Here is a 14,511-nt window from a genome sequence, read left to right on the forward strand (position 1 = left end):
GGGCACGGCCAATTCTCTCGTCGACGAAAACCGCGACCAGGCCGACGAGTCGGCGCAGACCATCCGCGGCTCGGTCGCGGGTACCGAGATCACGCTCGCCGCGGCGCTCGCCGTCATGCTGCTCGCGGCGCTCGTGACCGGCTATGCGCTGCACCGCGCGATCACCCGGCCGATGACGCGCCTCGTCGAGGTCCACGATTCGATGCGCATGGGCAATCTTTCGCAGCGTCTGCAACTGAACCGGCGCGATGAGTTCGGCGTGCTCGAGGACGGCTTCAACCGCATGAGCGACGAGCTCGCGAGTCTCGTTGCCCAGGCACAGAAGTCGTCGCTCCAGGTGAGCACCTCGGTGGCCGAGGTGGCGGCCACTTCGAAGGAGCAGCAGGCCACGGCGAGCGAGACCGCGGCCACCACGACCGAGATCGGCGCGACTTCGCGCGAGATCTTCGCCACGGCGCGCGACCTCGTGCGCACGATGGGCGAGGTGGCGACTGTGGCCGAGCAGTCGGCGGCGCTCGCGAGCACGAGCCAGAGCGGCCTCACGCACATGGAGGACACCATGCGCAGCGTGATGGAGGCCGCGGGCTCGGTGAACGCCAAGCTCGCGATCCTCAACGAGAAGGCCGTGAGCATCAACCAGGTCGTGGCGACGATCACCAAGGTCGCCGACCAGACCAATCTGCTTTCGCTGAACGCCGCCATCGAGGCGGAAAAGGCCGGCGAGTACGGTCGCGGTTTCGCCGTGGTGGCGACCGAGATCCGGCGTCTCGCCGACCAGACGGCGGTCGCGACCTACGACATCGAGCAGACCGTCAAGGAGATCCAGTCGGCGGTCTCGGCGGGCGTGATGGGCATGGACAAGTTCGCCGAGGAAGTGCGTCGCGGCATGCACGACGTGCAGGAAGTGGGCGTGCAGCTTTCGCAGATCATCGGCGCGGTGCAGACGCTCGCGCCGCGCTTCCAGGTGGTCAACGACGGCATGCAGGCGCAGGCCACCAGCGCCGAGCAGATCACCCAGGCGCTCACGCAGCTTTCCGAGGCCGCGCAGCAGACTGCCGAGTCGCTGCGCCAGTCTTCGCAGGCCATCGACAATCTCACGCTCGTCGCCAACGAGCTGCGCACGGGCGTCTCGCGGTTCAGGATCGAGGCGTGAGTGACGTGAGTCGTTTGATGTGGACGCGGGCGCGTCCCGGCGGGACCGGTGTGTCGGTCCGCCGTTTTTCGGTCCATTGAACGGAGCCGCGATGCTGTTTCTCGTGTTCGAGCTGGACGGCGAACGCTACGCGCTCGATGCGCGCGAAATCGTGCGCGTGCTGCCGCTGCAGCCGGTGCGCGCATTCGCGGGCACGCCGCCGTATATCGCGGGCGTGATCGAGCACGAGGGCGCGCCGGTGCCCGTCGTCGACATGGCGATGCTCGCGCTCGGCCGGCCGGCGCGCGCGCTGATGTCGACGCGGCTCGTGCTCGTGAACGATAAAGCGCCGGCGGCTTTGGCGACGACTTCGGGCGCGAATCGGGATGCGGCGTCGGCTTCGGCGTCGTCGGAAGACAGCGCCCCGCCGCGCTGCATCGCGCTGCTGCTCGAATGCGCGACGCGCACCCAGACGCTCGCGCCCGAGGCGTTCGCCGAAGGCGGCATTGCCACGCCCGGGGCGCGCTGGCTCGGTCCCGTGGCGAGCGACGCGCATGGCTTCGTGCAATGGGTGAAGGTCGAGCAGCTCCTCGACGAGCGCGTGCGCGCGCTGCTCTTTCCCGATCCGCCCACGTGGCGCGACGCGGGCATGCCCGGCGATCTCGCGCCTGGCTCTATGCCAACCGGGCACACGCCATGATGTCGGCCCAAAAGCATACGGACCCGCGCTTCGCGGCCTGGCTCGCGCAGGAGACCGGCATCGATGCCGAATCGCTGGGCACCCACGCGCTTGCGCGTGCGGTGGCCGCGCGCGCAGCCGCGATTGCGGCATCCGGCGCGCAGGACGGCGCGCGCGCCTCGCGCGCCACAACGATGCCCGCGCAATGGGAAGGCGGCGCGGCTCTGCCCGAGGCGGTGCGGGACGCCTACTGGAGGCGTCTCACGACCGATGCCGCCGAGCGCCAGGCGCTCATCGACGCGCTCGTGGTGCCCGAAACCTGGTTCTTCCGCGAGCGCGAGGCGTTCGCGGCGCTCGCGCGCGGCGGGGCGCAGCGGCTGGCCGTGCAGCCCGGCGAGGTCGTGCGGGTGCTTAGCGCGCCGTGCTCGACCGGCGAGGAGCCCTATTCGGCGGCGATGGCGCTCATCGACGCGGGCCTCGCGCACGAGCAGTTCGGCATCGACGCCATCGACATCAGCGCGGCCTCGATCGAAGCGGCGACGCGCGGCGTCTATGGCCGCAATGCGTTTCGCGGCGACGCGCTGGCGTTTCGCGAGCGCTACTTCCACGCGACGCCCGACGGCTGGCAGCTCGCCGACGCCGTGCGGCGCGCCGTGTCGTTCGAGCGCGCGAACCTGTTCGACTGGCTGGCCGCGCATCCCGTGCGCTACGACTTCATCTTCTGCCGCAACGTGCTGATCTACTTCGATCGCGAAGCGCAGGACCGCGCGATCGGCCTGCTGCGCGCGCGTCTTGCCGATGGCGGGATGATCTTCGTCGGGCCCGCGGAGACGGGGCTCATGATGCGTCATGAATGGATGTCGGCGCAGATTCCGCTCGCGTTCGGCTTCACGGCGCCGGGCGAGGGCGGCGGGCGTGGCGTGTCCGGCCCGCATGTTTCGGACACCTTGCGGCCCGCGTGGGCGGCTGCGTTGCCGGGCGCGGCGATGTCCACGATCTCCACGATCGGCGCGGTACAGGCGGCGTCACCTGCGCGGCGTCCACTGGCTGCCGTGCCGCCCGCGCCCTCTGTGCCAATCGCGCCGCCTGTGCCGACCATGCCGACCGTGCGGAAGGCGGACGCCGCAGGCGCGGCGTCGCCCGGCGTATGGGCGACTTCGGCCGCCATGCGCGCGTCGGGTAACGGCGCAGTCGCTTTCCCACCGACGCGAGCGACATCGGCGAAGGCTGCCGCGCTTCCGGGTGCCGTAGCGTCCGGCGCTGCGGCGAACGCGGCCGCCAAGCCCGGCGTCGCCACATTGGCATCGGCACGCCGCCTCGCCGACGCCGGCGCGCTCGACGAAGCCGCCCGCGCCGCCGCGCAAATCGCGCAGGCGTCGCCGCACGATGCCGAGGCGTGGTATCTGCTCGGCCTGATCGCCGACGCCCAGGGCCGCGCCGCGTTCGCGCTGGAGCACTATCGCAAGGCGCTGTACCTGGAGCCCGGCCATTACGAAGCGCTCACGCATCTCGCGGCGCTGCTCGAAGTGCAGGGCGACGCCGATGGCGCGCGCCGCCTGATGCGCCGGGCCGAACGCGCCGCGCAGCGCAGCCCGGGTCCCGGAGGCGTAGATGCGTGACTCGACTTCCTCGCCCCTCAACGACATGCACGCGATCCAGCAAGCGCCCGACGCCATGGACGATTCGACCGCGCGCGACGACTGCTGGAACCGCATCGGCACGCGCGGCGACGGCTCGTGCGAGCGCCTTGCGCACTATGTGCGCTGCCTGAACTGCCCCGTCTTCGAGGAAGCCGCCGCGCGCATGCTCGACCGCCCCGCGCAGCGCACGGCGCGCGCGCCCGAGCCCGGCAGCGGCCATGCCGCGCCATCCAGCGCGGCGCGCGGAGAGGGCTCGCTGGTGTTCCGCGTGGGCGCCGAATGGCTCGCGCTCACTGCGCAGGCGCTGCGCTACGTGGGCGAGGCGCGCCCGATTCACTCGCTGCCGCACCGGCGCAGTCCCGCGGTGCTCGGCGTCGTGAACGTGCGCGGCGTGCTGACGCTCGCGGCCTCGCTCGCCGAGTTGCTGCGGATCGATGCGACGGCGGACGCAAGCGCGGGCGCGACGTTGGGCGCAAAAGCGGATGCAGCGGCGAAAGCCCCGTCAGCAGCTTCCGGCGTGCCGGGCGTTCCCGGTGCGCGGCCCGCCACGCCGCGCCTGCTCGTGGCCGAGTGGGGCGGCGAGACGACGGCCTTTCCGGTCGACGATGTCGAAGGCGTAGCCTACTTCGGCAAGGACGATTTGCTGCCCGCGCCCGCCACGCTCGCGCACGCGGCGGGCCGCCACGTGCGCGGCGTGTTCGCATGGCGCGGGCGCTCGGTGGGCGTGCTCGAACCCGATGCGCTGTTCGGCGCGCTGACCCGGAGCCTCAGATGAGCGACGACGAACTGAGCCGCCGCTCGCTCCTCGATCTCTTTCGCGAGGAGGCCGGGACGCAGACGCGCACGCTCTCGGCAGGCCTGCTCGCGCTCGAGGCCACGCCCGCCGACGCGCCCACGCTCGAAGCCTGCATGCGCGCGACGCATTCGCTCAAGGGTGCGGCGCGCATCGTCGGGCTGCCCGAGGCCGTGGACGTGGCGAGCGCGATGGAGGATTGCTTCGTCGCCGCGCAGCACGGTGCGCTGATAGTCGACGCCGCGCGCATCGACGCGCTGCTGGTCGGCATCGATCTGCTGCTGGCGGCGGGCGACGCGTCGGCGCCACCGCTCGCGCGCGAGGCCGTCGACGATTTTGTCGCGCGGCTGGCCGGGGCGGGGAGCGCGGCGGGCTCCGCTGCGCCTGTGTCCGCGCAGCCGGGGCAAGGCGCGGCGCCATCGGGATTGTCGGACGCCGAGGCGCTGCTGGCCGCGAGTCTCGCGGGCATATCGGGTTTGGACTCGCAGTCATCGGGTCAAGCCGGGGCATATGGCGAATCCGCGTTTGCAGAAGCCATCGGCAACGCCGGCCATGACATAGGCAGTGCCATTGACGATGGCATGAGCGGCGCGATGGACGCAGACCTGGCCCGAGGCATTGGCCGTGACGTTGACGGCAACCTCGCTCGCGACGCCGTCGCCCCTGAAGCATCCGTTTCCACGCCCACCTCCACGCAGCCCGCCACGGCAACCCAGGACCGCGACCGCATGCTGCGCGTGCGCGCGGGCACGCTCGACCGCCTGCTGGGTCTCGCGGGCGAGTCGCTGGTGGAGTCGCGCCGCATGCGCCCGTTCGCCAACACCTTGCTGCGGGTGCGCCGCGCCCAGGGCGATGCGCTCGCGGCGCTGGGCCAGTTCCACGAGCGCCACGCGCCGACGCTCGGCGCCGAGGCGCGCACCGCGCTCGCGGGCATCCGCGAGCAGCTTGCGGCGCTCGAGCGCCAGCTCGCCGAACGCTTTGACGACCTCGACCGCATCGACCGGCGCGGCACCCAGCTCGCGCAGCGTCTCTACGACGAAGCCCTGCAATGCCGCATGCGCCCGTTCGGCGACGCGGTGCACGCGTATCCGCGCATCGTGCGCGACCTCGCACGCTCGCTCGGCAAGCGCGTGCGCCTCGTCATCGAAGGCGAGACGACCCAGGTGGACCGCGACATCCTCGAAATGCTCGACGCGCCGCTCGGCCACCTGCTGCGCAACGCGCTCGATCATGGCGTCGAAGACCCCGAGACGCGCGGCCGCGCCGGCAAGCCCGAGGAGGCGCGCCTCACGCTCGAAGCGCGCCACAGCGCGGGCAAGCTGCTGATCGCCGTGGCCGACGACGGCGCCGGCGTCGACCTCGCCGCGCTCCGGCGCGCGATCGTCGCGCGCGGCCTCGCGCAGCCCGATGCCGTCGCGGCCATGTCGGAGCCCGAGCTGCTCGAATTCCTGCTGCTGCCCGGCTTCACGATGCGCGAGCGCGTGACCGACGTCTCGGGGCGCGGCGTGGGGCTCGACGCCGTGCAGAATTTCGCCAAGGCCGTGCGCGGCACGGTGCGCATCGAAAGTGTGGCGGGGCGCGGCACGCGCTTCGTGCTGCAATTGCCGCTCACGCTTTCGGTGCTGCGCAGCCTGATCGTCGAGGTGGCGGGCGAGGCCTATGCGTTCCCGCTCGCGCACGTGCGGCGCGCGCTGCGCGTGCCGCGCGAAGCCATCGAGATGCTCGAGGGCCAGCAGCACATCGTCTATGAAGGGCGTCCCGTGGGGCTCGTCACCGCGCGCCAGTTGCTCGGCGCGAGCGGCGCACAGGCGAGCTCGGACGACGTGTGCGTCGTGCTCATCGGCGCGAGCCATGGCGCCGATCACGACGCGGCGCTCTACGGCATCGCCGTCGACCGCTTCGCGGGCGAGCGCACCTTGGCCGTGCAACCACTCGACGCGCGCCTCGGCAAGGTGCGCAACGTGGCCGCCGCGGCGTTGCTCGACGACGGCGCGGTGGCGCTGATCGTCGACGTGGAGGATCTCGTGGCCTCGGTCGCGCGCCTCGTGCGCGAAGGCCAGCTCGCGGGCGTGGCGCGCGGCGCGGCTGCCACCACGCGCGAACGCAAGCGCATCCTCGTGGTCGAGGATTCCTTGACCGTGCGGGAGCTGGAGCGCAAGCTCCTCGAAAAACGCGGCTACGCGGTGAGCGTCGCCGTGGACGGCATGGACGGCTGGAACACGCTGCGCAACGGCCACTACGACCTCGTCATCACCGACGTGGACATGCCGCGCATGGACGGCATCGAGCTCGTCACGATGATCCGCAACGACCCGCAGCAGCGCAGCGTGCCGGTCATGATCGTCTCGTACAAGGACCGCGAGGACGACCGGCGCCGCGGCCTCGACGCCGGCGCCGATTACTATCTGACCAAGGGCAGCTTCCACGACGAAGCGCTGCTCGATGCCGTGAACGACCTGATCGGAGAGGCGACCTGATGAACATCGGTATCGCGAACGATATGCCGCTCGCCGTAGAGGCGCTGCGCCACGCGATCGCCGCGCGACCCGGGCATCGCGTGCTGTGGGTGGCCGCCGACGGCGAGCAGGCCGTGGACTTTTGCGCCGCGCAGCCGCCCGACGTGATCCTGATGGATCTCGTAATGCCCCGGCTCGACGGCGTGGAGGCCACGCGCCGCATCATGGCGCGCTCGCCGTGCCCGATCCTGATCGTCACGAGCAGCGTGGGCGCGAACGCCTGGCGCGTCTACGAGGCGATGGGCGCGGGCGCGCTGGACGCCGTCGACACGCCCACGCTCGCGGGCCCCGCCGCGCGCAGCACGATGGACCTGCTGCTCGCGAAGATCGACCAGATCGGCCGCGTGAACGGCGCCATCGAAGCGGCGCGCGCGCCCGAGACGTTCGCGGCGGCGCCCGATGCGCGCACGCCGCTCGTGGCGATCGGCGCCTCGGCGGGCGGGCCTACCGCGCTTGCGACGGTGCTGGGCGAACTGCCAGCCACCCTCAACGCGGGCATCGTGATCGTGCAGCACGTGGACCAGTCGTTCGCGCTCGGCATGGCCGACTGGCTCGACGGGCAAACCGCGCTCAAGGTGCGCGTCGCGCGCGAAGGCGACCGGCCGACGCCGGGCGAAGCGCTGCTCGCGGCGACCAACGACCATCTGCGCATGACGGCCACCGGGCGCCTCGCCTATACGCGCGAGCCGGCCGAGACGCCGTATCGGCCGTCCGTGGACACCTTTTTTCATAGCGTCGTCGAGCACTGGCCCGGCGAGGCGATCGGCGTGCTGCTCACGGGCATGGGGCGCGACGGCGCCATCGGCCTGAAGGCGATGCGCGCCAAGGGCTACTACACGATCGCCCAGGACGAGGCGACGAGCGCCGTCTACGGCATGCCGAAAGCGGCCGCCGCGCTGGGCGCCGCGCGCGCGATCCTGCCGCTTCCCGCGATCGCCGGCGAGATTGCTAGCCGGCTGGGGAGGCAGGGCGCGCCGGGCGTGTCCGGCATGGCGAGCCCGAGCGCACCTTGACGACCGTCTCCGGACCCTACCGTGAAAGCGCCCGATAGACCTCGAGTGATTGAACCAGCGATTGAATCCACGACTGCATCCGCGATTGAATCCGCGACCGTAAAAGCGACAGAAACCATGACCGAGAAGCCGAATCCATCAACCGCAGCCGAATCCGGGCTGGCCGAAGGCGGGCCCGACGAGGCATCGCTCGAAGCCGCGCTTGCCGCCGTGCGCACGGCGCTCGCGCAGCCGCTGCCGGGCACCGACGCGCCCATGATGGTGCTGCTGGTGGACGATCAGGCGATCGTCGCAGAGGCTGTGCGGCGCGCACTCGCGAGCGAGCGCGACATCGACTTCCATTACTGCGCGCATCCCGAGCAGGCCGTGCGCATGGCGGAGCAGGTGCGCCCGACCGTGATCCTGCAGGACCTCGTGATGCCGGGCACCGACGGCCTCACGCTGGTGCGCGCCTACCGCACCAACGACGCCACGCGCGATGTGCCCATCATCGTACTTTCCACCAAGGACGAGCCGTCGATCAAGAGCGCGGCGTTCGCCTCGGGCGCGAACGATTACCTCGTCAAGCTGCCGGACAGCATCGAGCTCATCGCCCGAGTCAAATATCATTCGCGCTCCTATGTAAACATGCTCCAGCGCGACGAGGCCTACCGCGCGCTGCGCCGCTCGCAGCAGGAACTGCTCAAGATGAACCTGGAGCTGCGCCGGCTCACGCAGTCGGACGGCCTCACGGGGCTCTCGAACCGCCGCTATTTCGACGAATTCCTGAGCGCGGAATGGCGGCGCGCGCAGCGCGAGAACACGGAAGTCTCGCTGCTGATGATCGACGTGGACTACTTCAAGCCCTACAACGACACCTATGGCCACGTGGCCGGCGACAACGTGCTGCGCTCGGTGGCCACCACGATCCGCCGCGAAGTGAGCCAGCCGCGCGACCTCGTGGCGCGCTTCGGCGGCGAGGAGTTCGCCGTCGTGCTGCCGGGCGCGGGCAGCACGCTCGCGCGCCTGCTGGCCGAGAAAATGCGCCGCGACGTGGCGGGGCTCGCACTGCCGCACATGGGATCGGCGGTGAGCGAGCATCTGACGATCAGCGTGGGCGTGGCCACGCTCACGCCCACGGACGGACTCGCGGAAACCGCGCTGATCGAAGAAGCCGATGCGGCGCTTTACCGGGCCAAGCGCGAAGGGCGTAATCGCGTGGCGTATTCGACGGCGGTGACGGGGCGGGGGTGAGGGGCGCCCGGTAGGCCGCGCGGCAATCCGGACACGCTCGAACGCCCCTGCCGGAAGTTTTCGCTCGCCGACTGTGCGCACGCACACATTTACGTCTTGAACAGCGCCGGCACGATGAGTTGAATGGTCGGGATGAGGGGCGGCGTGGGCCGTCCCGGCGCCTCGTCGGGGCGCCGCCCAGTGTGAGGGGAGGCTGACGTGACAGCGATCCATCCACGCCATTCGACCACGGTGCTGGCGCTCGCCGCCGTGCTGCTCACGGGCGCGTCTTGCACGGCGCCCACCCACTCTGCGCGCTCGTCTCCGGCGCCAACGTCCGGAAACGTTGCAACGACGCAGGCCGATGGCGCGCAAGGCGCTTCCGCGTTGAGCGCGGCGGCAGTCCCCGAGGCACGCGAGAAGTCGATCCTGCAGCAACTGGCACAGACCGAGGACAGCGAACAGCGCTTCAAATTGCTCGAGGGCCTTTCCGGCGACTATTACCGTGCGGGTCGGGTAGTGGACAGCCAGCGCGTGCGCGAGAGGATCGTCGACGACCGGCACATTGGCGCGGGTAGGCGTTCGGTCGCGGCGGCGGATCTCGCGACCGACTATGCGCTGGAAGACGACTATTCCCGCAGCGATCGTCTGCTCGACCGCGCACGTTCGCTCGCCAGCGACGCGACGCCCACCGAGCTTGAAACATTGCCGCGCGAGCCGGCCTACACCTACCTGCGGGCCGCAGCCGAGATCGCGCGGCGCCATCAAAATCGCCACGAAGAGGCTTTGCGCGACCGCCGCGAGCTCTCCGATCTGGCATGGCACAATCTGAACGATCCCGCGCTGAGCGAGAGGCGCCACCGCGCCGCAGCCAACGAACTGCTCACTAATGCATCGGAACTGGTGCGAGTTCTGGTGCAGAACAACCGGCGCAGCGAAGCGTTGAGCTACGCAAACGAAATGCTTTGGGATATCGACAATCGGCCCGACATGAAGCCACTGGGCACGCAGCGCGCCAATGTCGACATGGCGCGCACGATCGCGCTGTCCTCTAATGACGACTACGACGCCGCAGCCGTTGCCGCCGATGCAGCGGTCAACGATTGCCAGCACGCGGGCACTACGCCGTTTGACGGCGTTTACACGTCGGCGCTGCGCCAACGGCTATTGGTTGCGCTCGCGCGGGGTGATATTGCGGCGTATCGTGCCGACGCCGATGCCTGGGAGGCTGCGGCGGCGGTGAATCCTGTTGTGGCGAAGGATGTCGGGGCGAACGAGCGGAACTCGTTGATTGACGCGGCGCGCGGCCAATGGGCCGAGGCGATCACCAGCATCAACGCGGAGATCGCTAACCAGATGCGCCGGCAGGGCCCGGAAAGTCCGTTCACCAAGTACCAGCAGGCGATGCGCATGATGTACTTGCTGGAAGATCCGTCGAAGCAGCTCGATGAGGCGGGCATTGCTGCTTATGTTGATCCGATCGTCGGCAGCGAGCAAGAGGGCAATGACTCCCCCACACGCGGCGCCTACGTGGAGGACGGCGCGCTGGCGACATCGATGGGCCGCCTGATGCAGGATGGGCCGCAAGGCGAGGCGCTCGCGTTCCGTATCGCCGAGCTGTTCCATATGAACGCTACGCAGGGCGCCATGGCGGACGGCGCCGCGCGGCTCGCGGCGGCCACCCCCGCGCTGCGTGCGCTGGTCGAACAGGAGCAGGCGCTGCGCTATCAGGAGAACACCGCGCACGAATCCCTTGCGCGCGCGAGCGTGAATCTCGAGAGTGCGGATGCCTCCGGCGACTTCAACCGGCGCAACCACGCGGACATGTACGTCGAGCGCGCCCAGAAAGAATTACAGAAATCCGACGACAAGCTCGCCGCCCTACGCAAGCAGATCACGGTGCAGTTTCCGCTTTACGGGCAACTGGCCGCGCCGGTCGTACCGTCGACGGCCGCGCTGGGCGCGGTATTGCACGAAGGCGAGGTCTACGTCGATCTCTATGCGGGCCGCGACGCGAGCTACGCCTTCGTCGTGCGGCCTGGCGGCGAGTTTAAGGCCGTACGGCTGGCCACGACGCGTGCGCAGTTGAAGCTGCGGATCGAGGCGCTGCGCACGGGGTTCGACGCGGGCAGACCGCCGAGCCGCGCCGGCGAACTGGCGGGATTCGATCTGAGCGCCGCGGCTGCGCTCTATCAGGCGCTGCTCGGCCCCATCGCCGACGATTTGCACGGCACGCAGACCGTTTATCTGGCGACGAGCGGGGAGCTCGCGAGCATTCCATTCGATGTCCTGATTACGCGCCCAGCAACGAATCTTGCCGACGCGCAATGGTGGATCGAAACAGCGACGCCAGTGCGCATCCCCAACGCTTCCGCGCTCGTGCTGGCGCGTCAGCATCCGGCCGCGCGTGCCTCGGATCCGCTCGCGGCCTTTGCCGACCCAAGCTTCAGCGGCGCGAATGCGCAGGCGCCCCAGCTGGCCACCGCGCCTTCGGCAGCATCGGCTACAACCGTAGCCGCGCGTGCCTTTCCGGTCGACAACGGCACGCGCGAGTTCGACTATCACCGCGTTGCGCCGCTTCCGGAAACGCTCGATGAAGCGCATGCGATTGCTTCAGCGCTTGGCGCACCGAAGGACAGCGTGCTATGGGGCACGCGCGCCACGCGTAGCGCGGTCATGAAAGCCGACCTGTCGAACGATCGCGTCGTGCTGTTCGCCACGCATGGCATCACGCCGGGCGAAGTGCCGGGCTGGCGCAAGTCCGGGCTTGCGCTCGCCTACGAAGGGCGCGGCCTCGCCGACTCCATCCTCACCGCCGACGACATTGTGACGCTGCGCCTGAACGCCGACTGGGTCGTGCTCTCGGCCTGCAATACAGGACTCTCGACGGGCAACGCGGGCGACGCCATCTCGGCGCTGTCGCGCGCGTTTTTTGCTGCGGGGGCGCGTTCGTTGCTCGTTACGCAGTGGGCTGTGGAATCTCAGTCGGCTGCGAGGATTACCACGGGCGTGTTTGCGGCTTATGCGGCGAATTCGTCGCTTTCGAAGGCCGATGCGCTTGCGCACGCCGAACGCGACATGCTTGAGGGAAAGGATGGAGAGTTGTTTCGGCATCCGTATTATTGGGGAGCGTATGAGCTGGCGGGGGATGCGGCGAGGTAGGTGGTGGTCTCAATTTTTAATATTTCTTACGGCAAAGTACAGATATCTGGTTTTTTCGTCCAGCAGGTATCCGCCACGAACATTCTGGAATCTGCCGCTCCGCCCAATTCCATCGAAGTTGAAGCTGACGCAGAAATAGCTTTGCTTCCTCTCTTTTGCGATGCCCCACTGAGCGAGCGCTGGATTGAAGGCACCGGGGGAGATTCCATGGCTGTCGCCTACCGGTATGGACTTGGATAATCGATAAATTTTTCCCGTGTAGACCAAAGCCTGATCCGTTTTGCTTTCGGCATAGCCGGCATCGGTGCCGCGATATTCAAACAGATAGGGCGCGTCAAAGCCGTTGGCGTAGTTGTCGGCAGTCGCAATATCGTTGGTATCAAGACTACGAATGGTCACGGAGGGCGTTGCAGCATGCGCCAGCAGACAACTCTTCACCATATTCTCGCTTGGCGGCGCGGCAACGCTCATGGCAGACACGGCGAGGCCCATGGCAACGAAATCGATTCTCTTCACGTGTATTTCTTCGCGTGTGTGGTCCATAGGGGTTCCTTCGGTGTGCTCGAATCGATTCGTTATTTTGTCGACTCCGGATTGCCATAGAGGTCGCGCACTCGCCGCTCTTTTTCCTCTCGCTTTTGCTTGCGCGTTTCGGGCGTGAGGTAGGGATAGGCACGGAAAATTGTCACTTCATCCAGATCATATTCACCTGGAGGCCCATCCTTTCGCGGACCAAAGAAACCGGGTTCTACATTAACCGGGAAGCGGCTATCGGCGCGCGCATTCGCGCGGTAACGACAAATGGTGACCCACATATCAGGTGGCGTCGCCGGGAAGCAATTTCCTTCCTGCTTTTCACCGTTTACGTCGATCCGATATCTGGCGAGATCGAGCCGATTTTGTATCTCGGCCAAGGTGAATCCTGGAACCGGTTCATAGAACAGAAGGAAAAATACGATGGAACAACCGGAACATTTGATCGGACTTCAGAATAGTCCCATGGATCTGCCTCTGTTGTTATTATCATTTTAGAAGGGGGTATGGCTTTGTTTTTATATCGATAGACACGTCCTGTGTTTTCAGGACCTTCGTCCGTAGAGTCGATTGCCCCAAAAATGGGGTTCTCCGGGTTGAACGTTTTTCCGTCTCGCAAGATCCCCATGACTTCGCCGAGCAACAGGAGGATGGCTTCATGTCTTTTGTCCGTGTTATGTTCAGCCATTGGACTTGCCCCTGATGGCAGTGACGGTTTCACCATATTCTCTTGTGCATGTACCCGGATTGATCCGGAAGTTATCATCAGGCTTACGCCAGTAAGAATCAACAATTTCGCCGCACGTGAATGCATCTTCTTCATGTAGGTGACGTCTATAGCCTTTATCGTGATTTGCCATCGTTCACGTCTGGCAGACGAGAATGTCCGTCGTTGGAGTGGCCTTTGATTGCTCGCCCAGTTGTGCGCGCGCTAGTTCCCTTCTTCGCGTTTCTGTTTGCGTTTCTGCGGACTGAAAACTGGATAAACTCGTTCGATTGTTACTGACGCCAAGCTTGGCTCCACGTGCGGATTGTCTTTGGACGGCTCATTAAAGACGAACTCGACGTTGACCGGATAACGACTATTGATGCGCTCGTTTGCGCGGTAACGACAGATGAGCACCGAGATGGCCGGTGGCGGTGCCGGATAGCAGTTGCCTTCGACCTTCTCGCCATGGGGACCCGGTCTGAAATCGGCAAGATCCAGACGCTCCTCCATCTCTGTTCGATTAATTCCAGTGATCGAGTCGAAGAAGTAGAGATGAAAATACGAGGGTACAGCTCGAACCTTGGTTCTGTCTTCGGAATAACCAAGAGGATCTGCTTGCGTGGTAAATATTTCCTTCGCCGATGGAATTGCATTATTTTTATATCTATAGACATGTCCAGTACCCTCGGGGCCGATATCGGTAGATTTTATTTCTCCAAACACAGGCTTTTCAGGGTTGAATGGATTGTCATCGCGCAATATCGAAATAACTTCATCGAGCAATGCGAGAAATGCAAACCTCTGAGAATTAGCTTCTCGCTTGGCCATTTCTTGCGCCTCCGATGGCGCGGACTGCGTCGCCGTATTCTCGTGTGCATGAGCCTGGATTGCGTAGAAAATTGTCATCAGGCCTCCTCCAATAAGAATCAACCAGATCACCGCATGACCACGCATCTTCTTCATGCAAATGACTCCTGTAGCCATCGTCCGTAGTTACCATTAATCGAGCCGTCTCGGGAGAAATATTTAATAGTTTGCAGATTTCGCTTTCTACAGCATCCAGGTCGGGGCGCATGAATGCGTAATATGGCACGCTCTGCGTGTTTTTGATAATCCAGTAA

The 14,511-nt window shown here is 66.7% G+C and carries 10 protein-coding genes and 1 pseudogene; 8 read left to right on the top strand and 3 right to left on the bottom strand.

Annotation, left to right across the window (positions count from 1 at the left end; genetic code table 11):
- Nucleotide 1: 1 nt before the first annotated feature.
- The 8 genes and pseudogenes from U5775_RS05570 to U5775_RS05605 all read left to right on the top strand — a co-directional run.
- Nucleotides 2-1,153: pseudogene (locus tag U5775_RS05570) on the top strand (methyl-accepting chemotaxis protein); the annotation flags it as partial.
- Between the two features lie 91 nt (nt 1,154-1,244).
- Entirely contained in the window at nt 1,245-1,832 is a 588-nt protein-coding gene (locus U5775_RS05575) for a chemotaxis protein CheW (RefSeq protein ID WP_322057121.1), read from the top strand.
- Nucleotides 1,829-3,430: a CheR family methyltransferase gene (locus U5775_RS05580; RefSeq protein WP_322057122.1), complete on the top strand. Its 1,602-nt coding sequence runs from the start codon at nt 1,829-1,831 to the stop codon at nt 3,428-3,430. The genes U5775_RS05575 and U5775_RS05580 overlap by 4 nt, the downstream gene beginning before the upstream one ends.
- Before the next feature lie 55 nt (nt 3,431-3,485).
- Nucleotides 3,486-4,226, top strand: a complete 741-nt coding sequence (locus U5775_RS05585; protein ID WP_322057195.1) for a chemotaxis protein CheW — start codon at nt 3,486-3,488, stop codon at nt 4,224-4,226.
- Complete coding sequence (locus tag U5775_RS05590) at nt 4,223-6,721, top strand: hybrid sensor histidine kinase/response regulator (protein ID WP_322057123.1); 2,499 nt, start codon at nt 4,223-4,225, stop codon at nt 6,719-6,721. Before U5775_RS05585 ends, U5775_RS05590 begins: the two co-directional genes overlap by 4 nt.
- Nucleotides 6,721-7,773 (top strand): chemotaxis response regulator protein-glutamate methylesterase, encoded by a 1,053-nt coding sequence (locus tag U5775_RS05595; protein ID WP_322057124.1) that lies wholly within the window; start codon nt 6,721-6,723, stop codon nt 7,771-7,773. The genes U5775_RS05590 and U5775_RS05595 overlap by 1 nt, the downstream gene beginning before the upstream one ends.
- A gap of 117 nt (nt 7,774-7,890) precedes the next feature.
- Nucleotides 7,891-9,006: a diguanylate cyclase gene (locus tag U5775_RS05600; protein WP_415913513.1), complete on the top strand. Its 1,116-nt coding sequence runs from the start codon at nt 7,891-7,893 to the stop codon at nt 9,004-9,006.
- A gap of 198 nt (nt 9,007-9,204) precedes the next feature.
- A complete protein-coding gene (locus U5775_RS05605; RefSeq protein ID WP_322057125.1) occupies nt 9,205-12,147 on the top strand; it encodes a CHAT domain-containing protein in 2,943 nt (980 codons plus the stop codon).
- Nucleotides 12,148-12,156: 9 nt separating this feature from the next.
- On the opposite strand, the gene U5775_RS05610 is transcribed toward U5775_RS05605, so the two are convergent.
- The 3 genes from U5775_RS05610 to U5775_RS05620 form a co-directional block, all read right to left on the bottom strand.
- A complete protein-coding gene (locus tag U5775_RS05610) occupies nt 12,157-12,690 on the bottom strand; it encodes a hypothetical protein (protein WP_322057126.1) in 534 nt (177 codons plus the stop codon).
- A 32-nt stretch (nt 12,691-12,722) separates the two neighbouring features.
- Entirely contained in the window at nt 12,723-13,061 is a 339-nt protein-coding gene (locus tag U5775_RS05615) for a hypothetical protein (protein WP_322057127.1), read from the bottom strand.
- Between the two features lie 551 nt (nt 13,062-13,612).
- Nucleotides 13,613-14,353, bottom strand: a complete 741-nt coding sequence (locus tag U5775_RS05620) for a hypothetical protein (RefSeq protein WP_322057128.1) — start codon at nt 14,351-14,353, stop codon at nt 13,613-13,615.
- Between the last annotated feature and the right edge of the window lie 158 nt (nt 14,354-14,511).

The sequence above is a fragment of the Paraburkholderia sp. J63 genome, assembly GCF_905220245.1.
Classification (GTDB): domain Bacteria; phylum Pseudomonadota; class Gammaproteobacteria; order Burkholderiales; family Burkholderiaceae; genus Paraburkholderia.